This is a genomic window from Citrobacter sp. Cpa228, assembly GCF_030333085.1.
GTDB lineage: Bacteria > Pseudomonadota > Gammaproteobacteria > Enterobacterales > Enterobacteriaceae > Citrobacter > Citrobacter pasteurii.
On sequence record NZ_JAOWGQ010000050.1, the window covers coordinates 1 to 25,693 of the forward strand.

Below are 25,693 nucleotides of genomic sequence, written 5' to 3' on the forward strand. Positions count from 1 at the left end.
TAAGGAGGTGATCCAACCGCAGGTTCCCCTACGGTTACCTTGTTACGACTTCACCCCAGTCATGAATCACAAAGTGGTAAGCGCCCTCCCGAAGGTTAAGCTACCTACTTCTTTTGCAACCCACTCCCATGGTGTGACGGGCGGTGTGTACAAGGCCCGGGAACGTATTCACCGTGGCATTCTGATCCACGATTACTAGCGATTCCGACTTCATGGAGTCGAGTTGCAGACTCCAATCCGGACTACGACATACTTTATGAGGTCCGCTTGCTCTCGCGAGGTCGCTTCTCTTTGTATATGCCATTGTAGCACGTGTGTAGCCCTACTCGTAAGGGCCATGATGACTTGACGTCATCCCCACCTTCCTCCAGTTTATCACTGGCAGTCTCCTTTGAGTTCCCGACCGAATCGCTGGCAACAAAGGATAAGGGTTGCGCTCGTTGCGGGACTTAACCCAACATTTCACAACACGAGCTGACGACAGCCATGCAGCACCTGTCTCACGGTTCCCGAAGGCACTAAAGCATCTCTGCTAAATTCCGTGGATGTCAAGAGTAGGTAAGGTTCTTCGCGTTGCATCGAATTAAACCACATGCTCCACCGCTTGTGCGGGCCCCCGTCAATTCATTTGAGTTTTAACCTTGCGGCCGTACTCCCCAGGCGGTCGACTTAACGCGTTAGCTCCGGAAGCCACGCCTCAAGGGCACAACCTCCAAGTCGACATCGTTTACGGCGTGGACTACCAGGGTATCTAATCCTGTTTGCTCCCCACGCTTTCGCACCTGAGCGTCAGTCTTTGTCCAGGGGGCCGCCTTCGCCACCGGTATTCCTCCAGATCTCTACGCATTTCACCGCTACACCTGGAATTCTACCCCCCTCTACAAGACTCTAGCCTGCCAGTTTCGGATGCAGTTCCCAGGTTGAGCCCGGGGATTTCACATCCGACTTGACAGACCGCCTGCGTGCGCTTTACGCCCAGTAATTCCGATTAACGCTTGCACCCTCCGTATTACCGCGGCTGCTGGCACGGAGTTAGCCGGTGCTTCTTCTGCGAGTAACGTCAATTGCTGCGGTTATTAACCTCAGCACCTTCCTCCTCGCTGAAAGTACTTTACAACCCGAAGGCCTTCTTCATACACGCGGCATGGCTGCATCAGGCTTGCGCCCATTGTGCAATATTCCCCACTGCTGCCTCCCGTAGGAGTCTGGACCGTGTCTCAGTTCCAGTGTGGCTGGTCATCCTCTCAGACCAGCTAGGGATCGTCGCCTAGGTGAGCCGTTACCCCACCTACTAGCTAATCCCATCTGGGCACATCCGATGGCAAGAGGCCCGAAGGTCCCCCTCTTTGGTCTTGCGACGTTATGCGGTATTAGCTACCGTTTCCAGTAGTTATCCCCCTCCATCGGGCAGTTTCCCAGACATTACTCACCCGTCCGCCACTCGTCACCCAAGGAGCAAGCTCCTCTGTGCTACCGTTCGACTTGCATGTGTTAGGCCTGCCGCCAGCGTTCAATCTGAGCCATGATCAAACTCTTCAATTTAAGTTTGATGCTCGTGAATTAAACTTCGTAATGAATTACGTGTTCACTCAGAGACTTGGTATTCATTTTTCGTCTTGCGACGTTAAGAATCCGTATCTTCGAGTGCCCACACAGATTGTCTGATAAATTGTTAAAGAGCAGTGCCGCTTCGCTTTTTCTCAGCGGCGCGGGGTGTGCATAATACGCCATCCCGCCACGAAGTCAAGCATTTAATTTCGCTTTCTTCGCCGGAGTTCTCAGTGGAACCCCGCTGACCCGGCGGCTTGCGTGCCGTTGTTCCGTGTCAGTGGAGGCGCATTATAGGGAGTTATTTCAGGCTGACAAGGGGAAATTTAAAATAATTTTCCGAGTGCATACTTTTTCACCAAAAAAGACTAAATCGCCAGTTTTTCGAGCGTTTTGAAGCCATAGCGCTGCAACACTGGCAATAACTGTTCGGCCTCTGTTGTCATTGCCATGCAGAATGCCACATTCTCATCGGCCGATTTTGCATCTGGCGCTTCATGTTCTAATAACCAGGCCGTTCGACGCGCAATCGCGGCACCAGAATCCACCAGTCGCGTCCCTTCCGGGAGGACCTGTAATAGCTCCTCCTGTAATAGAGGGAAATGCGTACATCCGAGTACGACCGTGTCCGGTGGCTCCGACATCCGCAACCACGGGCGCAGAATACGGCGCAGATCTTCCAGCGAGACGGGTTCTCCGTGCAGCTTCGCTTCTGCCAGCTCCACCAACTCAGCGGATCCCAACATCGCTATCTGACACTCGTTAGCAAAGCGCGCAATCAATTCGTGTGTGTACGAGCGTTTCACCGTCGCGCGCGTCGCCAGTAGCCCTACAATACCATTCGCCGTGAGCCGCGCCGCGGGTTTAATCGCAGGCACCACACCGACAACCGGAAAAGCGAACTTTTCACGTAATGCCGGGAGTGACACCGTGCTGGCGGTATTGCATGCGATAACCGCAAGCGCGAGGGGATAGCGTTGCTGAACTGCAGTCACAATCTCAACGACACGCTCAACGATAAACTCTTCGCTTTTCTCACCATAAGGAAAGGCGACGTTATCGAAAGCATATATATAGTGGAGATCCGGCAGAAGATTCCGGATCTCATTGTAGACCGACAACCCACCGACGCCGGAATCAAACACCAGCACGGTGGGACGTGAATCAGAAGGTGTAGCTGCCAGACAAGGTGTATTCCCGTCCTGCAGTTGGGTAGCCATAAACTGTCTCGTAATCTTTATCGAACAGGTTGGCGATTTTACCACGAACTGTCAGCTGTGAGGTGATCGGATATGACACAGCCAGATCCCACAAACTCACACCGCCCATTTTTACCGGTTGATAAGTAACGTAGTCCGTATCGTATCGCGTCCCCAGATATTGATATGTCAGGCCCCAGTCAAAATCATAGACCTGCCAGTCGAGTTGGTATTTCACCTGCTGTTTAGAACGACGAGCCAGTGGCTCGTTGGTAATCGCATTACGCGAATCTACGTAGTCGTAGCTAAGCGTATGCGCCAACGGCCCGGTGTCGAAGTTTGCAGTCGCTTCGATACCTTTAATACGCACTTTGCCTTCGTTGTAGTACTTCTGAGTGTGGGTGTTGTAGTCGATCATGTCATCGATATCGTTGCGATACCCTGACACGCGCCAGTTAACACCTGATGTTAACCCTTCAAACGCCCCTTCCCACTGCTTACTCTCTTCGGGATCAAGGTTTGCATTGCCGTAATAGCCATGCAACTGCCCCAGATTTGGCGCTTTGTAAGATGTGCCATAGGAGGCAATGAAACGATAGCCTTCGATAAACTCCCATCCAGCGCTAGTTTGCCATGTACCATGACGACCAAACTCGGAGTTATCATCACTACGTGCCGCACCTTCGAAGGTGAAGTCACCAAGCTGCTGCAATCCCGTCAAATAGAGGCCAGTATTACGTTGGTCGTAACCGTCCGTAACATACCCAGTGCCTGGCTCCGTAGTTTGCTTTTGCCAGTCCACGCCTGCACCAATGTTACCGTGGCCAACAACTATGCTGTTTGACCACTGAACATTATATTGCTTCATCTCATCCAGCGTGGCCGAGGAATCATAGCGGCCATAGTTCGGATCATAGTTGTAGTCTTTACTGTGGCTGTAGCTCGAAACCAGTTGTGACTGAATAAGCTCGCCATTAAAACGTAACCCAGCGTCCCAGCTCTGGCTATAAAGCTGCCGGGTATCAAGTAGCGCCGAGCCAGGAGAATAATACGAGTCATAATCTGTGCGGTTATCATAACCATAACCACGAACGAACCCGCTCCATGTCTCGGAGAAGTTGTGCTCCAGTGCGCCATACAGCGTCTTGCTTAAGAAACCGTCTTTATCCGGTTGAGCCTGTGCACCAGTGCTACCGTAGGCCACAACATCGAAGCCTTTGGTGTAGGCATAATCGCCCATCAACGTGACACGCGTATTTTCGCCAAGCTGTTGTTGGGTTGCGATATCGTAATTTTGATACCCATTGCTTCCCACGCCGGCAGTCAGTTCCGTCCCTGGTTTTTCGCGCGTAGTAATGATATTCACCACGCCACCAATCGCATCCGAACCATATATAGCGGAACGCGGCCCGCGGATATACTCAATACGTTGCACCAGCGATACCGGGAACTGGCTAAGATCGGCCGAGCCGCTCACCCCCGCTAAATTAAGACGCACACCGTCTATCAACACCAGAACATGGCTGGCGTTAGTGCCACGAATAAAAATAGACGAGTTCTGTCCCATACCGCCGCTTTGTGCAATATCAACACCAGGCAAACGACGCAGTACATCGTTTACCGAGGTAGATTGCCAGCGATCAATGTCCTGACGTGTAACGACGGTGATGGGTGCAAGTACTGCACTTAGGGGCTGCTGAAAACGGTTAGCAGTAACGACGAGAGTATCTGGGCTAGCATCCTGCGCCCAACCAGAAGATGCCGCGACGGAAAGCGCCGTCAACAGCAACGATTTTTTAATCATTGTAAAGCATCCACAATATAAGAAGGATGCCGCAGGTCCACCGATAGTACGCGATAGTGAAAACCAGATGCGACGTTAGCCGGCAGGTCTTCGGGCTTGGAAGGTTATTCAGGATACCGAATAAAAAGAAATGAAGACTTCCCACCCACAGGCAGTGTCTGCTTTACGCTCTCATTTCACCTTTCCTTACCGCTGCGCGTCAGCTCCAGATTCACACTGGATTCCCTTTTAACTCACAGGACCGGAAAACGGATGCTACAGTTTGTTACAACCTGGTGTCCAGACCGGATATCACAATATCGGAAATCATCAATAACTGGACATCTGATGAGCAATCCCTACAATCCCCGCGTACTTTTATTTTTCAGGACGCATCATGACCCCCGAACACCTTCCGACAGAACAGTACGACGCACAGCTAGCTGAAAAAGTGGTGCGTCTGCAGAACTTAATGACGCCATTTTTTACAAAGGCTCCGGAAGTGTTCCGCTCACCGGTTAGCCATTACCGTATGCGTGCCGAGTTCCGTCTGTGGCATGACGGGGATGACCTGTACCACATCATGTTCGACAGCCAAACGAAGAACCGTATTCGCGTCGACAGCTTTCCGGCAGCCAGCGAGCTTATCAATACGCTGATGACAGCAATGATTGAAGGTGTACGCAACAATCACGTCCTGCGTCACAAACTGTTCCAGATTGATTACCTCACCACCCTGAGCGATCAGGCGGTGATATCCATGCTATACCATAAAAAACTGGATAATGAGTGGCGCCGGGAAGCCGAAGCGCTGCGGGATGCGCTGCGGGCGCAAAACCTGAATGTGCACCTGATCGGCCGGGCGACCAAAACTAAAATCGAGTTGGATCAAGATTATATCGACGAACGTTTACCGGTCGCGGGCAAAGAGATTATCTACCGCCAGGTTGAGAACAGTTTCACGCAACCGAATGCTGCGATGAACATTCAGATGCTGGAATGGGCGATTGATGTCACCAAAGGTTCAAAGGGCGATCTGCTGGAGCTGTACTGCGGTAATGGTAACTTTTCATTAGCGCTGGCGCAAAACTTCAACCGCGTACTGGCCACCGAAATCGCCAAGCCGTCCGTTGCTGCAGCCCAGTACAACATCGCAGCTAACCATATTGATAATGTACAAATTATCCGTATGGCAGCCGAAGAGTTTACGCAGGCAATGAACGGTGTTCGCGAATTCAACCGGTTGCAGGGGATTGATCTGAAGAGTTACCAGTGCGAGACCATTTTCGTTGACCCACCGCGCAGCGGTCTGGACAGCGAAACGGAGAAAATGGTGCAGGCGTATCCGCGGATTCTGTATATCTCCTGCAACCCGGAGACATTGTGTAAGAACCTGGAAACGTTAAGCCAGACGCACAATGTTTCACGTCTGGCGCTGTTCGATCAGTTCCCGTATACGCACCATATGGAGTGTGGGGTACTGTTAACGAAGAAGTAAGACTGCACGTAGGCCGGATAAGCACTACCGGTTCAGATTGCCGGATGACGGCTTTGCCTTATCCGGCCTACAGCTACAACTGTTACTCCGCTATTTCCTGCTTACGATTACGCACTTTAAAACCGATCCAGAACACCAGAATCACCGACAGTACCGCCGGGAAGAAGTTAGAGCCAATATCCGGGTATTCAGCGCGAACCACGGTGCTGTACAACAGAACACCGAGAATAAAACAGGCGGCAGCCAGGCCCGGCAGCCCCACAGGCATGGTGCGGTTCTGATAGCGTTGATGCAGACAATAAACCGTCAGCACCAGCGAAATAATCGGGAATACTGAGAATGGCACAATGGAGCTAAACAGCGCCGCAAATGTGCCATTGATCGATAAGCCAGCAACCAGCGCCAGCAGCAGCGTACCTTTATCTTGACCTGACTGTTTCATTGCTCGTCCTTCTCGTTACTCGGAGTGGTGCGTCATCTTCTCTTGTTCACGGCGGTACCAGTAAAATGCGCCTTTGGCGATCATGCGCAATTGCAATACCAGTCGCTCTTCCAGCTGTCGACGCTGTTCGGCGCCAACATCCAGTGCTTCTGCCCCGGCGCTGAACACAATGGTTACCATGGCTTCAGCTTGCGCTTCAGTAAACGCACGAGGCATATGGTTTTCGAGTTCCAGATAGTCCGCAAGTTCCGCAATGAAGTGCTGAATTTCACGTGCGACCGCTGCACGAAACGCTGCGGAAGTCCCAGAACGCTCGCGCAATAATAAACGGAAGGCGTTGGGATTGTTGCCGATGAACTCCATAAATGTTGAGACCGAGGTGCGGATCACACTCCCGCCTTTAGCGATGCGCTGACGCGCCTGGCGCATCAACTGGCGCAGCATCAGACCACTCTCGTCCACCATCGTCAGGCCGAGTTCATCCACATCGCGGAAATGGCGATAAAACGAGGTTGGCGCAATGCCCGCTTCACGAGCGACTTCGCGTAGACTGAGGCTGGCAAAACTACGCTCAGCGCTGAGTTGACTAAATGCGGCTTCTACCAGCGAACGCCGGGTTTTCTCTTTTTGTTGCGCTCTAACGCCCATCACGATGTCTGAATCCTTCCACATACCTTGCTGGCACTATACCAGAGATTAGGCGGTTGGCATGGCTTTGTGAATGATTGTTTACGCGCAGTTTGTGCTTCGACTTCGCAAAAAAGCACAACGATAATTGGGTTATCTCAACAACGATGTTACTATTCTGTTGCTTTTATGTATAAGAACAGGTAAGCCTGACCATGTCACATTCCTACGATTACGATGCAATAGTAATAGGTTCCGGTCCCGGCGGCGAAGGCGCTGCGATGGGTCTTGTTAAGCAAGGAGCGCGCGTCGCGGTTATTGAGCGCTATCATAACGTCGGCGGAGGCTGTACCCATTGGGGCACCATCCCGTCGAAAGCCCTCCGCCACGCCGTCAGCCGTATCATTGAATTCAATCAGAACCCACTTTACAGCGACCACTCCCGACTCCTTCGTTCTTCTTTCGCCGATATTCTCAACCACGCTGATAACGTCATTAATCAGCAAACGCGCATGCGGCAAGGGTTTTACGAGCGTAACCACTGCGAAATTTTGCAGGGCAATGCCCGTTTTGTTGATGAACACACGATCGCCCTGGAATGCCACGACGGCACGGTGGAAACGCTGACTGCGGATAAGTTTGTTATTGCCTGTGGCTCACGCCCTTATCACCCAACTGACGTCGATTTTTCGCACCCACGGGTTTACGACAGCGATTCTATCCTCAGCCTGCATCACGAACCTCGCCATGTTCTGATTTATGGCGCAGGCGTGATTGGCTGTGAATATGCGTCGATCTTCCGTGGAATGGACGTAAAAGTTGATTTAATCAACACCCGCGATCGTCTGCTGGCATTCCTCGATCAAGAGATGTCCGATTCGCTCTCATACCACTTCTGGAACAGCGGCGTGGTCATTCGCCACAATGAAGAGTATGAGCGGATTGAAGGCTGTGATGACGGCGTCATCATGCACCTGAAATCCGGTAAAAAGCTGAAAGCAGACTGTCTGCTGTACGCCAATGGTCGCACCGGTAATACCGATTCGCTGGCACTGGAAAATATTGGTCTGAAAACGGACAGTCGCGGGCAGTTGAAGGTCAACAGCATGTACCAGACGGCGCTGCCGCACGTCTATGCCGTTGGCGATGTGATCGGTTATCCGAGCCTGGCATCGGCGGCCTACGACCAGGGACGCATTGCCGCCCAGGCGTTGGTCAAAGGCGAAGCCACCGCGCATCTGATTGAAGATATCCCGACCGGGATTTATACCATTCCAGAAATCAGCTCCGTTGGTAAAACCGAACAGCAGCTCACGGCAATGAAAGTTCCATACGAGGTTGGCCGTGCCCAGTTTAAACACCTGGCGCGGGCGCAAATCGTCGGCATGAGTGTCGGAACGCTGAAGATTTTGTTCCATCGCGAGACCAAAGAGATTTTGGGGATCCACTGCTTTGGGGAACGCGCAGCCGAAATTATTCATATCGGTCAGGCGATCATGGAGCAAAAAGGTGGTGGTAACACCATCGAGTACTTCGTTAACACCACCTTTAACTACCCAACCATGGCGGAAGCCTATCGGGTAGCGGCGCTAAATGGCTTAAACCGCCTGTTTTAACGCACTGTCGAAATGGCCATCCATTGATCCCCGGATGGCCTCTGCCAGCTGTTCATAACGGCTGCGCAGCGGCGAGCCAGGGCGATACACCAGGCCAATCGTCCGGCGTGGTTCAGGCTTAATGCACGGCAGATAGACCACACCATCACGCTTACGCTCCGGCGGCACAGCCAGCGCAGGCAGTAAAGTAATACCGCTGCCTGCCGCCACCATGTTGCGCAGCGTTTCCAGACTGGTTGCCCGGAAATGGGTGTCTTCATCAGCACCGGCTTCAAAGCAGAAGCCCATCGCCTGATCGCGCAGACAGTGACCATCTTCCAGCATCAGCAGTTTTTCACCTGCTAAATCTGACATCGGCACACAGTCGCGGTTGGCCCATGGGTGATCTTCATAGATCGCCAGCAGCATAGGCTCATCAAATAACGGTACTTCGATGAACGCCTCACTCTCTTTCACCAGCGCCAGAATGACGCAGTCGAGCTTACCGCTATCCAGTTGCGCCAGCAGCTGATGTGTCTGCGCTTCATGCAGGTACATTTCCAGTTTCGGGAAGGTCTGGTGCAACATAGGGATAATATGCGGCAACAGGTATGGTCCCACCGTTGGGATCAAACCAATGTGCAGCGGGCCTGACATTGTCTCGCCTTGTTGGCTTGCCATTTCCTTGAGCACTTTGACCTCGCGCAGCACAGTACGCGCCTGATCCACCAGCAGTAAACCTGCCTGAGTGAACAGCACTTTACGACTCGTACGCTCCAGCAGCATAACGCCAAGCTCATCTTCCAGTTTGCGGATTTGCCCGCTAAGCGTTGGCTGGCTGACGTGGCAGGAATCCGCCGCTCGCCGGAAGTGACGATGCTCGGCTAGCGCCACCAGGTATTCAAGATCACGAATATTCATTATTCATCCTCCATCGCCACGATAGTTCATGGCGATAGGTAGAATAGCAACGAACGATTATCCCTATCAAGCTTTCTGTTTAATAATGCACCACAGAAACGGAACGGTACCCTTTAACCCTTGAAGCGCCTGTCCGTTCTCATACTCGAAATAACTAAAGCCAACGTGAACTTTTGCGGACCTCTGGTCCGCTTTTTTTTGCGTAAAAAAGCCCGGCGTAATGCCAGGCTCTGATAACTTTTTGTCTGATGGCGCTACGCTTATCAGGCCTACAACAACAAAGGTTATGCGATACGCGCCTTCGCGTAATCGATCGCCTGCGCAACCTGCTGCGGTGAAACACCACCTTTCGCCGCGCGCTTATCGAGGCACGACTGCAGCGAGAGAATCGGATAGACGTCATCGCCAATCACCGCGCTGAACTTTTGCAAGTCGGCCAGCGACAATGCTTCCAGCGGTTTACCCTGACGAATCGCCTCAACCACCGTTTCACCTACGATATGGTGTGCTTCGCGGAACGGAACACCTTTGGCAACCAGATAATCCGCCAATTCAGTGGCGTTGGCATAACCCTGCTGCGCCGCTTCCTGACAACGCGGACGTTTCACCTGAATGCCATCCAGTACCAGCGCGGCCATGTGTAAACAGTCCAGCCAGGTATCGAGTGCATCGAACAGGCCTTCTTTGTCTTCCTGCATGTCTTTGTTGTACGCCAGCGGCAGACCTTTCAGTGTCATCATCATGCCGGTCAGCGCACCTTGTACGCGTCCACATTTGCCACGGATCAGCTCTAATGCATCCGGGTTTTTCTTCTGTGGCATCAGAGATGAACCTGAGGTCACACGATCGGATAACTCAACAAAGCCCGCTTCACCGGTGTTAAAGAAAATCAGATCTTCAGCAAAACGCGACAGATGCACCATGCCGATAGAGGCATCAGAGAGCAACTCCAGTACATGGTCACGATCAGAAACGCTGTCCAGACTGTTGCGGGTCGCCGAGGCAAAGCCCAGCCAGCCTGCCAGTCGCTCACGATCGATTTCATACGCCGTACCCGCCAGCGCGCCGCAGCCTAACGGACTAACGTCCAGACGCTTAAGCGCATCCTGCAGACGGCTCTCATCACGCGCCAGCATTTCGACATAAGCCAGACACCAGTGAGCAAACGTCACCGGCTGTGCACGCTGCAAGTGCGTGTAACCCGGCATAACCGCATCCTGATTATTTTGCGCGGTGTCGACTAACGCGCTTTGCAACTGACGATTCGCAGACAGCAGTTCCATGACCGTGTCTTTGCACCACAGTTTAAGATCAGTGGCGACCTGGTCATTACGGCTACGCCCGGTGTGCAGTTTTTTACCTAACTGCCCGACTTTATCAATCAGCTTGCCTTCCACCCAGCTGTGAATATCTTCCGCATCACTTTGCAGGATCTGCTGCGGATTCGCGCGAACCTCTTCCAGCAGAGTGTTCATCGCTTCTTCCAACTGTAGTTGTTCATCAGCAGTCAGTACGCCGACGGTTACCAGCGCTTTGGACCAGGCCACAGAGCCGACAATATCCTGCTCTGCCAGGCGGTAGTCAAAACGTAACGAGTCGTTGAACTGTTTGAACCGCTGATCTGCTGCCTGTGTAAAACGCCCACCCCAAAGTGCCATAACATGCTTCCTTAAATTATTCGATTTCAATGCCGGATGGCGCTGCGCTTATCCGGCCTACAGGTTCGGTGTTATCACGTAGGCCCGATAAGGCGTAGCCGCCATCGGGCACATAAAATCTTACGCCAGAATACGCGTACCAATCGGCGTGCCGTTAAACAGCGCCGGGAGTTGCTCAGCATGACGCCAGGAAGCGATATCTACCGGGCGCCCCAGCGTACGCGCAGCATCCAGCGCCGCATTGACCTTCACGATCATGCCATCGGTAATAATGCCCTGCTCAATCAACTGTTCCGCTTTCGTCGCGGTCATTTCGGCAATACGCTGGCCTTTACCATCCAGAATACCACTCACATCAGAGAGCAGGATCAGATCAGCACCCAGCGTTGCCGCCAGCGCCGTCGCCGCCTGATCGGCATTGACGTTCATCAACAGCCCATCTTCAGTAACGCCAATGGAACTCACTACCGGCAGAAACCCCCCTTCCAGCAGCGTGTTAATCAGCTTAGGCGAACCCGGCTGCGCCAGTCCAACATGACCCAACTCTTTATCGAGTGGCGTCACTTTTACACTGTCGCCATCGCCAAGATACAGACCCACAGAGGCAATTTGATGTTTCTTCGCCCAGGCCAGTAAAGTTTTATTCGCGGTTCCCGCCAGTGCCCCCGTGATGATGTCGATTTGATCGGCTGGCGTAACACGCAGACCATTTTTCTTTTTCACCGGCAGATTGAGTTGTTTCATCAGCTCGTCGACGACACAGCCACCACCGTGGACAATGACCAGCGGACGCTGATGCGACTCGCGATAATTTACCAGCGCGGTAAACAGACGCTCCAGCGCCTCTTCGCTATCCAGTAAAACGCCGCCCAGCTTGATAATTAATGGATTCATCATTGCACCCTTAAATAAGAGACTGCGTCTCAGCAAAGCCGAAACGGATATTTGCGCACTGCATCGCCTGTGCCGCCGCGCCCTTCAATAAGTTATCTTCAGTCGCTACCACAATCAGGTGCTCGCCCTGTACGGCGAACCCGATATCACAGAACGGTAAGCCAACCACGTTCTTCAGCGCCGGAACACCTTTATCATACAAACGTACCAGTGGTTTATCGCCATACGCCTGTTGCAACGTCTGGGCCACCTGCGCATGAGTCACGCCCGCTTGCAAACGGCAGGTAATGGTTTCCAGGATCCCACGCGGGAAATTGCCCAAATGCGGGGTGAAGATCACCTCCGTACCCAGGTGAGTCGCGATTTCCGGCTGATGGCGATGAGTAAACACGCCATACGGTTGCAGGCTCACTTCACAAAAGCTGTTCGAAATAGCGGCCTTACGGCCCGCACCGCTCACCCCACTGGTGGCGTTAATCACCGGCCACTGACTGAGATCCAGCAGCCCGGCATCAATCAGTGGTTTCAGCGACAATTGTGCCGCCGTCGGGTAACAACCCGGAACAGCAATCAAATTCGCGTCTTTCAGACTGTCTGCGCTCCACTCCGCCAGGCCGTACACTGCCTGCTCCAGCAGGTCAGGATGCTGATGGGTAAAGCCGTAATATTTTTCATAGAACGCGCCGTCGTTTACGCGAAACGCGCCCGAGAGGTCAAACACCACACACCCGGCACGCAGAAACTGCGGTGCCAGATCATGACTGACCTCGTGAGCCGTCGCGAGGAACACAACGTCCACCCCTGCGCTAAACTCGCTGATATCGGACATTGGCTGTAACGGCAAATCGACAATGCCTTTTAGCTGCGGATGTAAATCGGAGATTAATTTTCCTGCATCATTGCTTTGCGCTGAGACGGTCAAAGCGGTTATGGTCATATCAGGATGGCGATTTACATAGGTCACAAGCTCTGCGCCAGCGTAGCCACTGGCGCCCACAATCAGCGTATTCAACATCGGGGCTGCTCACCTTCTTAGATTCGGTTGCCAGGTATAAGCCTTTATCACCTCACCTTACACTTGGTGGGTTTTATTACGCTCAACGTTAATGTATTTTTATTCACAAATACTGCATGAATATTGATACTATCATGACCCGAGGTGTGTCAACAATGAAAAACAATTTACCGCCATTTATCGAGATTTACCGCGCTCTGATTGCCACACCGTCGATTAGCGCAACCGAAGAAGCGCTCGATCAAAGCAATGCAGGTTTAATCACTCTGCTGGCGAACTGGTTTAAAGATTTAGGCTTCAATGTTGAGGTTCAGTCAGTTCCTGGTACGCGCAATAAATTCAATATGCTGGCGAGTGTCGGGCATGGTGCCGGCGGCCTGTTGTTGGCAGGCCATACCGATACCGTACCTTTTGACGATGGACGCTGGACGCGCGACCCCTTCACCCTCACCGAGCATGACAATAAGCTCTACGGTCTGGGTACAGCGGATATGAAAGGCTTTTTTGCCTTTATTCTCGATGCACTGCGCGGTGTAGATGTAACGAAACTGAAAAAGCCACTCTACATTCTGGCCACCGCTGATGAAGAGACCAGTATGGCCGGCGCACGTTACTTTTCTGAAACGACTTCGCTCCGCCCGGACTGCGCGATCATTGGCGAACCGACATCTCTGCAGCCCGTTCGCGCGCACAAAGGCCATATCTCTAATGCGATTCGAATTTTGGGTCAGTCGGGTCACTCAAGCGATCCGGCGCGCGGCGTGAATGCGATTGAACTGATGCATGATGCCATTGGCCATATCATGAAGCTGCGCGATGACCTGAAAGAACGCTATCACCATGACGCCTTTACCGTGCCGTACCCCACGTTAAATCTGGGCCATATTCATGGCGGCGATGCTGCTAACCGTATCTGCGCCTGCTGCGAACTGCATATGGATATTCGTCCACTACCCGGCATGACGCTTAACGATCTGAATGGGCTACTCAACGATGCGCTGGCCCCGGTCAGTGAACGTTGGCCGGGTCGCCTGACGGTATCGGAACTGCATCCGCCCATTCCTGGCTATGAGTGTCCGCCGGACCATCAGCTGGTCGAGGTGGTTGAGAAACTACTGGGCGCACAGACTGAAGTGGTGAACTACTGCACCGAAGCGCCCTTTATCCAGACGCTGTGTCCGACGCTGGTATTGGGTCCCGGCTCTATTAATCAGGCACATCAGCCGGATGAATATCTGGAAACACGCTTTATTAAGCCAACCCGCGAATTAATCACCCAGGTTGTGCATCACTTCTGCTGGCATTAACCGTTTATCGCCTCGCTAACCCTTTAGTGGTAAGCGAGGCAATTTATTAACATCTCCATAAGCAACGCTTATTTGGTTCGATGTGAATTAAATAACGTAAATTGCCGCCATTTTTTCGTTTGCTGAACCGATTTCGCAGCAATTGACGCCACGAGTTTTACGTGGCTTTATAAAAGACGGCTAAAAAGTTAAGCCCGAAAAATACAGGGCTAATAATTTCAAGATGGGGTGTCTGGGTAAATATGAACGAACAATATTCCGCGTTGCGTAGTAATGTCAGTATGCTCGGCAAAGTGCTGGGAGAGACCATCAAGGACGCGCTGGGAGAGAACATTCTCGACCGCGTAGAAACAATCCGTAAGTTGTCCAAGTCATCCCGCGCTGGCAATGAAATCAATCGCCAGGAATTGCTCACCACGCTGCAAAACCTGTCTAACGACGAGCTGCTGCCGGTTGCCCGCGCGTTTAGCCAGTTTCTGAACCTGGCCAACACCGCCGAGCAGTACCACAGCATTTCGCCAAAAGGCGAAGCTGCCAGCAACCCGGAAGTGATTGCTCGCACTTTGCGTAAACTGAAAGACCAGCCCAACCTCGATGAAACCACCATCAAGAAAGCCGTGGAATCGCTGTCTCTGGAGCTGGTACTGACCGCGCACCCAACCGAAATCACCCGCCGCACCTTGATTCATAAAATGGGTGAAGTAAACGCATGCCTCAAACAGCTTGATAACAAAGATATCGTTGATTACGAACGCAATCAGCTGATGCGTCGTCTGCGTCAGTTGATTGCTCAGTCCTGGCATACGGATGAAATCCGTAAACTACGACCAAGCCCGGTTGATGAGGCCAAATGGGGCTTCGCAGTGGTTGAAAACAGCCTGTGGGAAGGCGTACCTAACTACCTTCGCGAGCTAAATGAACAGCTGGAAGAACATCTGGGCTATAAGCTACCTGTTGATTTTGTTCCGGTGCGTTTTACCTCCTGGATGGGCGGCGACCGTGATGGAAACCCGAATGTCACCGCCGATATCACCCGCCATGTGCTGCTGCTTAGCCGTTGGAAAGCCACCGACCTGTTCCTGAAAGACATCCAGTTTTTGATTTCTGAACTGTCGATGGTAGATGCCACACCGGAGCTGCTGGCATTGGTGGGCGAAGAAGGCGCAGCGGAACCTTACCGTTATCTGATGAAAACGCTGCGTTCACGTCTGATGGCAACCCAGGCCTGGCTGGAAGCCCGTCTGAAAGGCGAAAAACTGCCAAAGCCTACTGGCCTGCTAACCCAAAACGAACAGCTTTGGGAGCCGCTGTACGCGTGTTACCAGTCTCTGCAGGCCTGTGGTATGGGCATCATCGCCAATGGCGAGTTGCTCGACACCCTTAGGCGCGTGAAATGTTTTGGCGTACCGCTGGTACGCATTGATATTCGTCAGGAAAGCACCCGTCATACCGAGGCTCTGGGCGAATTGACCCGGTATCTGGGCATTGGCGACTACGAAAACTGGTCAGAAGCGGATAAACAAGCGTTCCTGATCCGTGAGCTGAATTCCAAGCGTCCGCTGCTGCCGCGTCACTGGGAACCGAGCAACGACACCCGCGAAGTGCTGGACACCTGCCAGGTCATTGCCGAAGCCCCTTACGGCTCCATTGCCGCCTATGTTATCTCGATGGCGAAAACCCCGTCAGATGTGCTGGCCGTACACTTGTTACTGAAAGAAGCTGGTATCGGTTTTGCTATGCCGGTCGCACCGCTGTTTGAAACGCTGGACGACCTGAACAACGCCGATGACGTCATGTCCCAGCTACTGAATATCGACTGGTACCGCGGCTTTATTCAGGGCAAACAGATGGTCATGATTGGCTACTCTGACTCCGCAAAAGATGCGGGCGTGATGGCGGCCTCCTGGGCGCAATACCAGGCACAGGACGCGCTGATCAAAACCTGCGAAAAAGCGGGTATCGAACTGACGCTGTTCCACGGTCGCGGCGGCTCCATTGGTCGCGGCGGCGCGCCTGCCCATGCGGCACTGCTCTCTCAACCACCAGGTAGCCTTAAAGGCGGCCTGCGCGTGACAGAACAAGGCGAGATGATCCGCTTCAAATACGGCCTGCCGGAAGTCACCATCAGCAGCTTGTCGCTGTACACTGCCGCAATTCTGGAGGCTAACCTGTTACCGCCGCCGGAGCCAAAAGATGGCTGGCGTCATATCATGGATGAGCTTTCAGATATCTCCTGCGATCTCTATCGTGGATATGTTCGTGAAAACAAAGACTTTGTACCTTACTTCCGTTCCGCAACACCTGAGCAGGAACTGGGCAAGTTACCGCTCGGCTCACGTCCGGCAAAACGTCGCCCGACCGGTGGCGTAGAGTCTCTGCGTGCTATTCCGTGGATCTTCGCCTGGACGCAGAACCGCCTGATGCTTCCGGCCTGGCTGGGTGCGGGTACGGCACTGCAAAAAGTGGTTGAAGACGGTAAGCAAAGCGAACTTGAAGCAATGTGCCGTGACTGGCCATTCTTCTCCACGCGTCTTGGCATGCTGGAGATGGTATTCTCAAAAGCTGACCTGTGGCTGGCGGAGTACTACGATCAGCGCCTGGTCAAAAAAGAGCTTTGGCCATTGGGTGAAGAACTGCGTCAACGTCTGGAAGCCGATATCAATGTGGTGTTGGCAATCGCCAATGACTCACATTTGATGGCCGACCTACCGTGGATTGCCGAGTCTATTCAGTTAAGAAATATTTATACTGACCCACTGAACGTCTTACAGGCCGAATTATTATATCGTTCGCGCCTGGCAGAAGAGCAAGGTCATGCACCAGACCCACGCGTCGAACAGGCGCTGATGGTGACAATTGCTGGCGTTGCTGCCGGTATGCGTAACACCGGCTAATTTTATGCCTGTCACCCTCGTGCTATTGCGCGAGGGTGACATAAAATACTGCTGTCATAACCATCTCATTTTTAATATATTCCTGTCTGCATTTTATACATCCAATGGATATTTGTTAGCAGAACGCGATTTTCGACTCGCATTGCTTCAGATCCTCTTAAGGTTTAGCCGCTAACGTTGGCGCTACGATTAAAGACAGGCTCACACTATGCAATCCTTACAACTCCAGTCTAAACCCAAATTTAGCTGGAAAGCCCTGGGTTGGGCACTCCTCTATTTTTGGTTCTTCTCTACCTTACTCCAGGCCATTATTTATTGTACTGGCTATAGCGGAACTAACGGATTACGCGACTCAATACTGTTCAGCTCATTGTGGTTGATTCCGGTATTCTTATTCCCGAACCGTATTCGCATTATCGCCGCCGTTATTGGTGTGGCACTCTGGGCTGCTTCATTGGCCGCGCTGAGTTATTATGTTATTTACGGACAAGAATTCTCACAAAGCGTTCTGTTCGTCATGTTTGAAACCAACGCTAACGAAGCCCGCGAATATCTGAGCCAATATTTCAGTCTCAAGATCGTACTTATCGCACTGGCCTATACAGCAATCGCAATCCTGCTGTGGACGCGTTTACGCCCGGTTCATATTCCGTCGCCATGGCGTTATTTGGTGTCATTTGCACTGTTGTACGGTTTAATTCTGCACCCAATGACCGTCAATACGTTTATCAAGCATAAGCCTTTTGAGAAAACGTTGGGCGGCCTTGCATCGCGCATGGAGCCTGCCGCGCCATGGCAGTTCATCTCGGGTTATTATCAATACCGTCAACAATTGACCGCATTAAATAGCCTGCTGAATGAGAACAACGCATTGCCGCCACTGGCTAACTTTAAAGACAATTCAGGTGATGCTCCGCGTACGCTGGTGCTGGTGATTGGCGAGTCAACGCAACGTGGCCGCATGAGCCTGTACGGCTACCCACGTGAAACCACGCCGGAACTGGATGCGCTGCATAAATCCGATCCAAATTTCACCGTGTTCAATAATGTCGTGACCTCACGTCCGTACACGATTGAAATCCTGCAACAGGCGCTGACCTTCGCAAACGAGAAGAACCCGGATTTATATCTGACGCAGCCGTCGTTGATGAATATGATGAAACAGGCGGGTTATAAAACTTTCTGGATCACCAACCAGCAAACAATGACCGCCCGTAACACCATGCTGACCGTATTTTCCCGGCAGACAGACAAGCAGTTCTATATGAACCAGCAGCGTACCCAAAGTGCGCGTGAATACGACAGCAATGTGCTAGCACCGTTTAAAGAAGTCATGGCCGACCCGGCACCGAAAAAGTTCATCATCGTTCACTTGCTGGGTACACACATTAAATACAAATTCCGCTATCCGGAAGGCCAGGGTAAGTTTGACGGTAATACCGAGAACGTACCTGCAGGTCTGAGCAGTGATGAACTGGAGTCATATAACGATTATGACAATGCCAACGTCTATAACGACCATATCATTGCCAGCCTGATCAAAGACTACAAAGCAACTGATCCAAACGGCTTCCTGCTCTACTTCTCTGACCATGGTGAAGAAGTGTATGACACGCCGCCACATAAAACGCAGGGCCGTAACGAAGACAGCCCAACGCGCCATATGTATACGGTACCGTTCCTGCTGTGGACGTCTGAAAAATGGCAGGCTGCGCACCCACGCGACTTCTCGCAGGATGTTAATCGCAAGTACAGCAGTTCTGAACTTATCCATACCTGGTCAGATTTAGCCGGCTTTACGTACGACGGTTTCGATCCGACCCGTTCTATTACCAGCCCGGAGTTCAAAGAGACGACCCGCTGGATTGGTAATCCGTACAAGAAAAACGCCCTGATTGATTACGACTCCTTGCCTTACGGCGATCAAATCGGGAATCAGTAACGCCCTCTCAGGCCACTCTTTAAGAGTGGCCTTTTTTTATGATGACGGTTACTGTTTCCCTGTCCACGATCTGTCAGGGATTCACATGTATCACAACATCAGCCACCTACTTTCCCGCCTGATTAACGGTCCCTTACCGCTGCATCAGGTTTACTTCGCCAGCAGCAATGCCGCAACGCCAGAACTGGCGTACAAGGCAGATTTTCCGCGACTGGAAATCGTGCTGGAGGGGCAACTTTCGGATACGGGTATCGGGAACATACTTGTTCCCGGAGACGTTCTGTACGTCCCGGCAGGAGGCTGGAATCTTCCGCAATGGCAAACGCCCGTCACCATGCTGACGATTCTGTTCGCTAAGCAGCAGTTAATCTTTAGCGTTATGCAATGGGATGGCCGCCAGTTTCAACATCTCGCCAATCAACATGTGGCACGCCGCGGACCGCGTATCGGCTCCTTCATGCTACAGGCACTCAATGAAATACAAATGCAGCCCCAGGAGCAGCAAACCGCGAAATTAATTATTGCCAGCCTGTTCAGCCATTGCCGTGACCTGCTCGGTAGTCAAATCCAGACGGCATCGCGTAGCCAGGCACTTTTCGGCGCCATTCGCGACTACATTGACGAACGCTACGCCTCTCCGTTGACCCGCGAATCCGTCGCCCAGGCTTTTTACATCTCACCGAATTACCTTTCGCATCTGTTTCAGAAAACCGGAGCCATTGGTTTTAACGAATATCTCAACCACACCCGACTTGAACAAGCGAAAACGCTATTGAAGGGCTACGATCTGAAAATTAAAGAAGTTGCACACGCCTGCGGGTTCGTCGACAGCAACTACTTCTGTCGCCTGTTTCGCAAAAATACCGAACGTTCACCATCTGAGTATCGTCGGCAATATCACAGCCAGTTAACGGAAAAAGAGACGTTCCCACATTAAGGTGAAGTCGCGACAAAACCCACAAAGGACAAAAAACATATTTACTGGACTTTTGTAATATCAAAAAGAAACACGCATCCTCCGCCATCAGATTAAACTGGCCAACCAAGAACATGTGAAGTATCTCCCACTTTCACCGATATATTACATTTGTCCAGCTTTTGACAGATTTGTCAGATAGCGAAGTATACCGAAACACTCTTATCCTGAGCACAGCAAAGTATCCCGGTAACGGGCTGCTAACGAGAAATTAAGAGGGTGTTTTATATGGAACTGTACCTGGATACCGCCAACGTCGCAGAAGTTGAACGTCTGGCCCGCATTTTCCCTATCGCGGGCGTCACCACCAACCCAAGCATTATAGCGGCAAGCAAAGAATCCATCTGGGATGTGCTGCCGCGCCTGCAAAACGCCATTGGTGAAGAGGGCATTTTATTTGCCCAGACCATGAGCCGGGATGCACAAGGCATGGTGGAAGAAGCCAGACGCCTGAGCAACGCCGTACCCGGCCTGGTGGTGAAGATTCCCGTCACGGCTGAAGGTCTGGCCGCGATCAAAATGCTGAAAAAAGAGGGTATCACCACACTGGGCACCGCGGTATACAGTGCTTCTCAGGGTCTGCTGGCCGCACTGGCTGGGGCTAAATACATCGCGCCTTACGTTAACCGCATTGATGCTCAGGGTGGTGACGGTATCCGCACAGTACAAGAACTGCAAACATTGCTGGAACTGCATGCGCCAGACAGCATGGTGCTGGCAGCCAGTTTTAAGACACCGCGCCAGGCGCTGGATTGCTTACTGGCAGGATGTGCCGCAATCACCCTGCCATTAGACGTAGCGCAACAAATGCTCAATACCCCTGCGGTAGAGTCAGCAATAGAGAAGTTTGAGCAGGACTGGAACAACGCATTTGGTCACATCAACCTGTGAGGGAAATAAAGTATGGATCGCATTATTCAATCACCTGGTAAGTACATCCAGGGTGCTGATGTTATTACCCGTCTTGGCAGCTATCTCAAACCACTGGCAGAACGCTGGCTGGTCGTTGGGGACAAGTTTGTCTTAGGATTTGCACAATCTGCGCTGGAAAAAAGCTTCCAGGATGCCGGACTGGCGCTGGAGATTGCACCGTTTGGTGGTGAATGTTCACAAAACGAAATCGACCGCCTGCATGGCGTGGCGGAAAAAGCGCAATGCGGGGCAGTACTCGGTATTGGCGGCGGTAAAACGCTGGATACCGCCAAAGCGCTGGCGCACTTTATGGGTGTACCGGTTGCCATTGCGCCAACCATCGCATCTACCGATGCGCCATGTAGCGCGCTGTCCGTTATTTACACCGATGCGGGTGAATTCGACCGCTATCTGCTGCTGCCGAACAACCCGGACAGGGTCATTGTTGATACCAAAATTGTCGCGGGTGCGCCTGCGCGGCTGCTGGCAGCAGGTATCGGCGATGCGCTGGCAACCTGGTTTGAAGCACGAGCCTGCTCACGCAGCGGCGCCACCACCATGGCGGGTGGTCAGTGTACTCAGGCGGCGCTGGCACTGGCAGAGCTGTGCTTTAATACGCTGATCGAAGAAGGTGAAAAAGCGATGCTGGCTGCAGAGCAGCACGTGGTTACACCAGCACTGGAGCGCGTGATTGAAGCCAACACCTATCTGAGCGGCGTCGGTTTTGAAAGCGGCGGCCTGGCAGCGGCTCACGCCATTCATAATGGTCTGACCGCAATCCCGGATGCGCATCACTATTACCACGGCGAAAAAGTGGCTTTTGGCACGCTGACGCAACTGGTGCTGGAAAATGCGCCGGTAGACGAAATCGAAACCGTTGCGGCGCTGTGCCATTCCGTTGGTTTGCCGATTACCCTGGCGCAACTGGACATCAAACAGGATATTCAGGCGAAAATGCGCATTGTGGCAGAAGCGGCTTGTGCCGAAGGCGAAACCATCCACAACATGCCGGGCGGCGCAACGCCGGACCAGGTGTATGCCGCCCTGCTGGTGGCTGACCAGTACGGTCAACGTTACCTGCAAGAGTGGGAATAACCTGCAAATAGAAAATCCCCGCAAATGCGGGGATTTTTTTATTCCTACGATGCCGGACCCGCGCAAGCGACATCCGGCATTTTCTATTACAGCAGATCGAAACGGTCCAGGTTCATCACTTTCACCCATGCCGCGACAAAGTCCTTCACGAACTTCTCGTGGGCATCGCTGCAGGCATAAACTTCTGCCAGCGCACGCAGTACCGAGTTAGAGCCAAACACCAGGTCGGCGCGAGTTGCGGTGTATTTCACTTCACCGTTCAGACGGTCACGACCTTCAAATACCTCTTTCGATTCGTCAGTCGCTTTCCATTCGTTACGCATATCCAGCAGGTTGACGAAGAAGTCATTGCTGAGCACGCCAGGACGATCGGTAAAGACGCCATGCTGGCTACCATCAAAGTTGGCACCCAGTACGCGCATCCCGCCTACCAGCACGGTCATTTCCGGTGCTGTCAGGGTTAACTGCTGCGCTTTATCGATCAGTAACGACTCGGTGGTCGACACGTCAGGACGGGCACGATAGTTACGGAAACCATCTGCAATAGGCTCCAGCAGCTCAAACATCTCGATATCGGTTTGGTCCTGACGCGCGTCTACGCGGCCCGGAACAAAAGGCACAGTGATGTTAACACCCGCCGCGCTTGCCGCTTTCTCGACACCGACCACACCGGCCAGCACGATAATGTCGGCCAACGAGGCGGTATGAGCAGATTTATAAATACCTTCCAGCACAGGCAGAACACGTGCCGCAGTCGCATTCACATCCCAGCCGCGTTGTGGTGCCAGCGCCAGGCGAGCACCGTTAGCGCCACCACGTTTGTCACCGCCACGGAAAGTCGATGCGGAAGCCCACGCCACCGATACCAGCTCACTGACAGAAAGCCCGGAAGCTGCAATGGTCGCCTTCAGGTTAAGAATGTCTTCTTCACTTGGGTTGAAGAACGCATGCGGCAGTGGATCCTGCCAAATCAGATCTTCTTGCGGTACTTCCGGCCCGATGTAACGCGCTTTCGGCCCCATATCACGGTGCGTCAGTTTAAACCACGCACGAGCAAAGGCTTCGTTGAACGCCTGCGGATCGTTAAGGAAACGACGAGAGATCTTCTCGAACTCAGGATCAAAGCGCAAGGTCAGGTCGGTGACCAGCATTGTTGGCTTGCGTTTTTTCGACGGATCAAACGGATCGGGGATAATCTCCGGTGCGTCAACCGCTTCAAACTGAATAGCGCCTGCCGGGCTGCGAGTTTGCACCCACTCATATTTGAACAGGTTCTCGAAGAAATAGTTGCTCCACTGGGTCGGAGTCTGCGTCCAGACAACTTCCAGACCAGAAGTGATGGCATCTGCACCCGAGCCGCTGCCGTAGCTGCTGGCCCAGCCCAGGCCCTGCGCTTCAATTGGTGCAGATTCAGGATCAGGACCAACATGGGATGCAGGTGCTGCTCCGTGGGTTTTGCCCAACGTATGACCACCACCAATCAGCGCAACAGTTTCTTCGTCGTTCATCCCCATATTACCGAAGGTCGCACGAATAGCCGCTGCCGCAGAAAGCGGTTCACCACTGTGATCAGGACCTTCTGGGTTCACATAGATAAGACCCATTTCGGTTGCGCCAAGCGGGGCTTTTGCCAACTCTTCAGGATGGCGGTGAGTCAGCCAGGCTTTCTCATCACCCCAGTTTACGTCCAGATCCGGTTCCCAGACATCTTCACGCCCTGCGCCAAAACCGAAGGTACGGAAGCCTGAGTTTTCCAGCGCCACGTTACCCGCGAGGATAAACAGATCGGCCCAGGAAATTTTCTGACCATATTTCTGCTTGATTGGCCACAGCAGACGACGCGCCTTATCAAGGCTAACGTTGTCCGGCCAGGAGTTCAGTGGTGCAAAACGCTGCTGTCCGCGACCCGCGCCGCCGCGTCCATCGATGGAGCGATAAGTCCCTGCACCGTGCCATGCCATGCGGATAAACAATCCAGCATAGGTTCCCCAGTCAGCGGGCCACCACGGTTGAGATTCGGACAGAAGGGCTCTGAGATCCCCTTTCAGGGCAGAATAGTCGAGTTTGCTAAATTCTTTGCGGTAGTTGAAGTCCTCGCCCAGCGGGTTCGAACGGTTGGAATGTTGGTTCAGCAAATCTACACGGAGTTGATTAGGCCACCAGTCGCGGTTGTTCGTTCCTGCTCCCGCGCTCTGATCGTGACTGCCCTGATGAAAAGGACACTTACCGGCAGTTGATGCGTTATGGCTATCGTCGGACATGCTCATCTATATGCTCCCTTTACAGTGTTCTGACTACGATATACACCACCAGAGATAAGATATAGTCGAAATAACCCACAGATTCGATAGCTAATTCCTTTTATATTTTACGTTACAGAGATGTAGATCAAAATGATCAATAAAAAGCCCTCCGTAGAGGGCTGGGGCATCTGTTTAATTCGGTCTTACACCCAGTGTGTGACAAATAGCGTAGCTCATCTCAGCGCGGTTGAGCGTATAGAAGTGAAAATCTTTCACCCCTTCGCGACTGAGGATCTTCACCATGTCCATGGCGATATTCGCCCCTACCAGCTTGCGGGTTTCGGCATCATCATCCAGACCATCAAACATTGTCGACATCCAGGAAGGGATACGAACATTGGTCATATCGGCAAATTTCTTCGCCTGCTTAAAGTTAGAGACCGGCAGGATACCCGGAATAATTTCCACATCGATGCCTGCTGATACGCAACGGTCGCGAAAACGCAGGTAGCTTTCCACATCAAAGAAGAACTGGGTGATCGCCCGGTTTGCACCGGCATCAACCTTACGCTTCAGGTTCAGCAAATCAGCCTGAGCACTCTTCGCTTCCGGATGAACTTCCGGATAAGCGGCAACAGAGATATCAAAGTCTGCAACGTCTTTCAGCAGCGTCACCAGGTCAGAAGCATACATATCCGGTTTACCGCTTCCCGGCGGCAGGTCACCACGCAGGGCAACAATATGACGAATACCGTTGTTCCAGTAGTCCTGAGCAATGGTACGCAGCTCATCACGGGTCGCATCAATGCAGGTCAGGTGCGGCGCTGCTTCAAGACCCGTGCGATCCTTAATACCTTTAATAATGCTGTGCGTACGGTCGCGCTCACCCGAATTTGCCCCGTAGGTCACGGAAACAAACTTCGGCTTCAGGCTGCTCAGACGATCGATGGAGTTCCACAGGGTTTGTTCCATTTCACTGGTGCGCGGCGGGAAAAACTCAAACGAAACGTTAATCTGACCGGCAACTTCCGCCAGGCTCTGATTCAGGGCTTCCCGCTGGTTGGCGTGAAAAAAGCTCATACCTTACCTCATCAATCTTTTGTCGTTATATGTTGTATTGTGAACTGCTATACGTTTAGACGTC

At 52.5% G+C, this 25,693-nt stretch carries 18 protein-coding genes, 1 rRNA gene and 1 riboswitch; of the genes, 8 read left to right on the forward strand and 11 right to left on the reverse strand.

Annotated features, from left to right (window positions below):
- The 3 genes from OGX91_RS13215 to btuB all read right to left on the reverse strand — a co-directional run bounded on the left by OGX91_RS13215 (nucleotide 1) and on the right by btuB (nucleotide 4,551).
- Nucleotides 1-1,542 (reverse strand): 16S ribosomal RNA (locus OGX91_RS13215).
- Nucleotides 1,543-1,916: 374 nt separating this feature from the next.
- Entirely contained in the window at nucleotides 1,917-2,768 is an 852-nt protein-coding gene (gene murI / locus OGX91_RS13220; RefSeq protein WP_072041459.1) for a glutamate racemase, read from the reverse strand.
- The gene (gene btuB, locus OGX91_RS13225; RefSeq protein ID WP_040231799.1) at nucleotides 2,713-4,551 is read right to left on the reverse strand and encodes a TonB-dependent vitamin B12 receptor BtuB; all 1,839 of its coding nucleotides are present in this window, start codon (nucleotides 4,549-4,551) and stop codon (nucleotides 2,713-2,715) included. Before btuB ends, murI begins: the two co-directional genes overlap by 56 nt.
- A 64-nt stretch (nucleotides 4,552-4,615) precedes the next feature.
- Nucleotides 4,616-4,812: riboswitch (cobalamin riboswitch) on the reverse strand.
- A gap of 115 nt (nucleotides 4,813-4,927) precedes the next feature.
- Here btuB and trmA point away from each other — a divergent pair.
- A complete protein-coding gene (gene trmA / locus OGX91_RS13230; RefSeq protein ID WP_005122776.1) occupies nucleotides 4,928-6,028 on the forward strand; it encodes a tRNA (uridine(54)-C5)-methyltransferase TrmA in 1,101 nt (366 codons plus the stop codon).
- 82 nt (nucleotides 6,029-6,110) lie between these two features.
- Here the strand turns inward: trmA and OGX91_RS13235 are convergent, their stop codons facing one another.
- Both OGX91_RS13235 and fabR read right to left on the reverse strand, forming a co-directional pair.
- On the reverse strand, nucleotides 6,111-6,470 hold the full coding sequence (locus OGX91_RS13235; protein ID WP_003825114.1) for a YijD family membrane protein: 360 nt from the start codon (nucleotides 6,468-6,470) through the stop codon (nucleotides 6,111-6,113).
- A gap of 15 nt (nucleotides 6,471-6,485) precedes the next feature.
- Nucleotides 6,486-7,121, reverse strand: a complete 636-nt coding sequence (gene fabR, locus OGX91_RS13240; RefSeq protein WP_003028862.1) for an HTH-type transcriptional repressor FabR — start codon at nucleotides 7,119-7,121, stop codon at nucleotides 6,486-6,488.
- A gap of 191 nt (nucleotides 7,122-7,312) precedes the next feature.
- Here fabR and sthA point away from each other — a divergent pair, with 191 nt between their 5' ends.
- Nucleotides 7,313-8,713 (forward strand): Si-specific NAD(P)(+) transhydrogenase, encoded by a 1,401-nt coding sequence (gene sthA, locus OGX91_RS13245; RefSeq protein ID WP_040233022.1) that lies wholly within the window; start codon nucleotides 7,313-7,315, stop codon nucleotides 8,711-8,713.
- On the opposite strand, the gene oxyR is transcribed toward sthA, so the two are convergent.
- The 4 genes from oxyR to argC form a co-directional block, all read right to left on the reverse strand.
- Entirely contained in the window at nucleotides 8,696-9,613 is a 918-nt protein-coding gene (gene oxyR / locus OGX91_RS13250) for a DNA-binding transcriptional regulator OxyR (protein ID WP_003028858.1), read from the reverse strand. The two genes, sthA and oxyR, sit on opposite strands and share 18 nt — an antisense overlap.
- Nucleotides 9,614-9,897: 284 nt before the next feature.
- Entirely contained in the window at nucleotides 9,898-11,271 is a 1,374-nt protein-coding gene (argH, locus tag OGX91_RS13255; RefSeq protein ID WP_286626491.1) for an argininosuccinate lyase, read from the reverse strand.
- A 120-nt stretch (nucleotides 11,272-11,391) separates the two neighbouring features.
- A complete protein-coding gene (gene argB / locus OGX91_RS13260; protein ID WP_137378532.1) occupies nucleotides 11,392-12,168 on the reverse strand; it encodes an acetylglutamate kinase in 777 nt (258 codons plus the stop codon).
- A 7-nt stretch (nucleotides 12,169-12,175) separates the two neighbouring features.
- Nucleotides 12,176-13,180: an N-acetyl-gamma-glutamyl-phosphate reductase gene (gene argC / locus OGX91_RS13265; RefSeq protein WP_005122770.1), complete on the reverse strand. Its 1,005-nt coding sequence runs from the start codon at nucleotides 13,178-13,180 to the stop codon at nucleotides 12,176-12,178.
- A 155-nt stretch (nucleotides 13,181-13,335) separates the two neighbouring features.
- Between argC and argE the strand changes: the two genes are divergently transcribed.
- The 6 genes from argE to gldA all read left to right on the forward strand — a co-directional run bounded on the left by argE (nucleotide 13,336) and on the right by gldA (nucleotide 22,306).
- The gene (gene argE, locus OGX91_RS13270) at nucleotides 13,336-14,487 is read left to right on the forward strand and encodes an acetylornithine deacetylase (RefSeq protein WP_005122768.1); all 1,152 of its coding nucleotides are present in this window, start codon (nucleotides 13,336-13,338) and stop codon (nucleotides 14,485-14,487) included.
- A 242-nt stretch (nucleotides 14,488-14,729) separates the two neighbouring features.
- The gene (gene ppc, locus OGX91_RS13275; RefSeq protein ID WP_040233030.1) at nucleotides 14,730-17,381 is read left to right on the forward strand and encodes a phosphoenolpyruvate carboxylase; all 2,652 of its coding nucleotides are present in this window, start codon (nucleotides 14,730-14,732) and stop codon (nucleotides 17,379-17,381) included.
- A 208-nt stretch (nucleotides 17,382-17,589) separates the two neighbouring features.
- Nucleotides 17,590-19,323 carry a phosphoethanolamine transferase CptA gene (locus OGX91_RS13280; RefSeq protein WP_005121686.1) on the forward strand — a complete coding sequence of 578 codons (1,734 nt, stop codon included), beginning with the start codon at nucleotides 17,590-17,592 and terminating at the stop codon, nucleotides 19,321-19,323.
- Nucleotides 19,324-19,408: 85 nt separating this feature from the next.
- Entirely contained in the window at nucleotides 19,409-20,260 is an 852-nt protein-coding gene (locus tag OGX91_RS13285; protein ID WP_040233033.1) for an AraC family transcriptional regulator, read from the forward strand.
- Nucleotides 20,261-20,527: 267 nt separating this feature from the next.
- Nucleotides 20,528-21,190 (forward strand): fructose-6-phosphate aldolase, encoded by a 663-nt coding sequence (gene fsa, locus OGX91_RS13290; RefSeq protein ID WP_040233034.1) that lies wholly within the window; start codon nucleotides 20,528-20,530, stop codon nucleotides 21,188-21,190.
- Nucleotides 21,191-21,202: 12 nt separating this feature from the next.
- The gene (gldA, locus tag OGX91_RS13295; RefSeq protein WP_005121690.1) at nucleotides 21,203-22,306 is read left to right on the forward strand and encodes a bifunctional L-1,2-propanediol dehydrogenase/glycerol dehydrogenase; all 1,104 of its coding nucleotides are present in this window, start codon (nucleotides 21,203-21,205) and stop codon (nucleotides 22,304-22,306) included.
- An 86-nt stretch (nucleotides 22,307-22,392) separates the two neighbouring features.
- On the opposite strand, the gene katG is transcribed toward gldA, so the two are convergent.
- Nucleotides 22,393-24,573, reverse strand: a complete 2,181-nt coding sequence (gene katG, locus OGX91_RS13300; RefSeq protein ID WP_005121691.1) for a catalase/peroxidase HPI — start codon at nucleotides 24,571-24,573, stop codon at nucleotides 22,393-22,395.
- A 168-nt stretch (nucleotides 24,574-24,741) separates the two neighbouring features.
- Entirely contained in the window at nucleotides 24,742-25,629 is an 888-nt protein-coding gene (metF, locus tag OGX91_RS13305) for a methylenetetrahydrofolate reductase (RefSeq protein WP_005121692.1), read from the reverse strand.
- Nucleotides 25,630-25,693 lie beyond the last annotated feature (64 nt).

Excerpts from the sequence above, each read along its gene's own strand:
- murI (WP_072041459.1), bottom strand. The coding sequence starts at position 2,768 with ATGGCTACCCAACTGCAGGACGGGAATACACCTTGTCTGGCAGCTACA.
- btuB (WP_040231799.1), bottom strand. The coding sequence starts at position 4,551 with ATGATTAAAAAATCGTTGCTGTTGACGGCGCTTTCCGTCGCGGCATCT.
- trmA (WP_005122776.1), top strand. The coding sequence starts at position 4,928 with ATGACCCCCGAACACCTTCCGACAGAACAGTACGACGCACAGCTAGCT.
- OGX91_RS13235 (WP_003825114.1), bottom strand. The coding sequence starts at position 6,470 with ATGAAACAGTCAGGTCAAGATAAAGGTACGCTGCTGCTGGCGCTGGTT.
- sthA (WP_040233022.1), top strand. The coding sequence starts at position 7,313 with ATGTCACATTCCTACGATTACGATGCAATAGTAATAGGTTCCGGTCCC.
- oxyR (WP_003028858.1), bottom strand. The coding sequence starts at position 9,613 with ATGAATATTCGTGATCTTGAATACCTGGTGGCGCTAGCCGAGCATCGT.
- argH (WP_286626491.1), bottom strand. The coding sequence starts at position 11,271 with ATGGCACTTTGGGGTGGGCGTTTTACACAGGCAGCAGATCAGCGGTTC.
- argB (WP_137378532.1), bottom strand. The coding sequence starts at position 12,168 with ATGATGAATCCATTAATTATCAAGCTGGGCGGCGTTTTACTGGATAGC.
- argC (WP_005122770.1), bottom strand. The coding sequence starts at position 13,180 with ATGTTGAATACGCTGATTGTGGGCGCCAGTGGCTACGCTGGCGCAGAG.
- argE (WP_005122768.1), top strand. The coding sequence starts at position 13,336 with ATGAAAAACAATTTACCGCCATTTATCGAGATTTACCGCGCTCTGATT.
- ppc (WP_040233030.1), top strand. The coding sequence starts at position 14,730 with ATGAACGAACAATATTCCGCGTTGCGTAGTAATGTCAGTATGCTCGGC.
- OGX91_RS13280 (WP_005121686.1), top strand. The coding sequence starts at position 17,590 with ATGCAATCCTTACAACTCCAGTCTAAACCCAAATTTAGCTGGAAAGCC.
- OGX91_RS13285 (WP_040233033.1), top strand. The coding sequence starts at position 19,409 with ATGTATCACAACATCAGCCACCTACTTTCCCGCCTGATTAACGGTCCC.
- fsa (WP_040233034.1), top strand. The coding sequence starts at position 20,528 with ATGGAACTGTACCTGGATACCGCCAACGTCGCAGAAGTTGAACGTCTG.
- gldA (WP_005121690.1), top strand. The coding sequence starts at position 21,203 with ATGGATCGCATTATTCAATCACCTGGTAAGTACATCCAGGGTGCTGAT.
- katG (WP_005121691.1), bottom strand. The coding sequence starts at position 24,573 with ATGAGCATGTCCGACGATAGCCATAACGCATCAACTGCCGGTAAGTGT.
- metF (WP_005121692.1), bottom strand. The coding sequence starts at position 25,629 with ATGAGCTTTTTTCACGCCAACCAGCGGGAAGCCCTGAATCAGAGCCTG.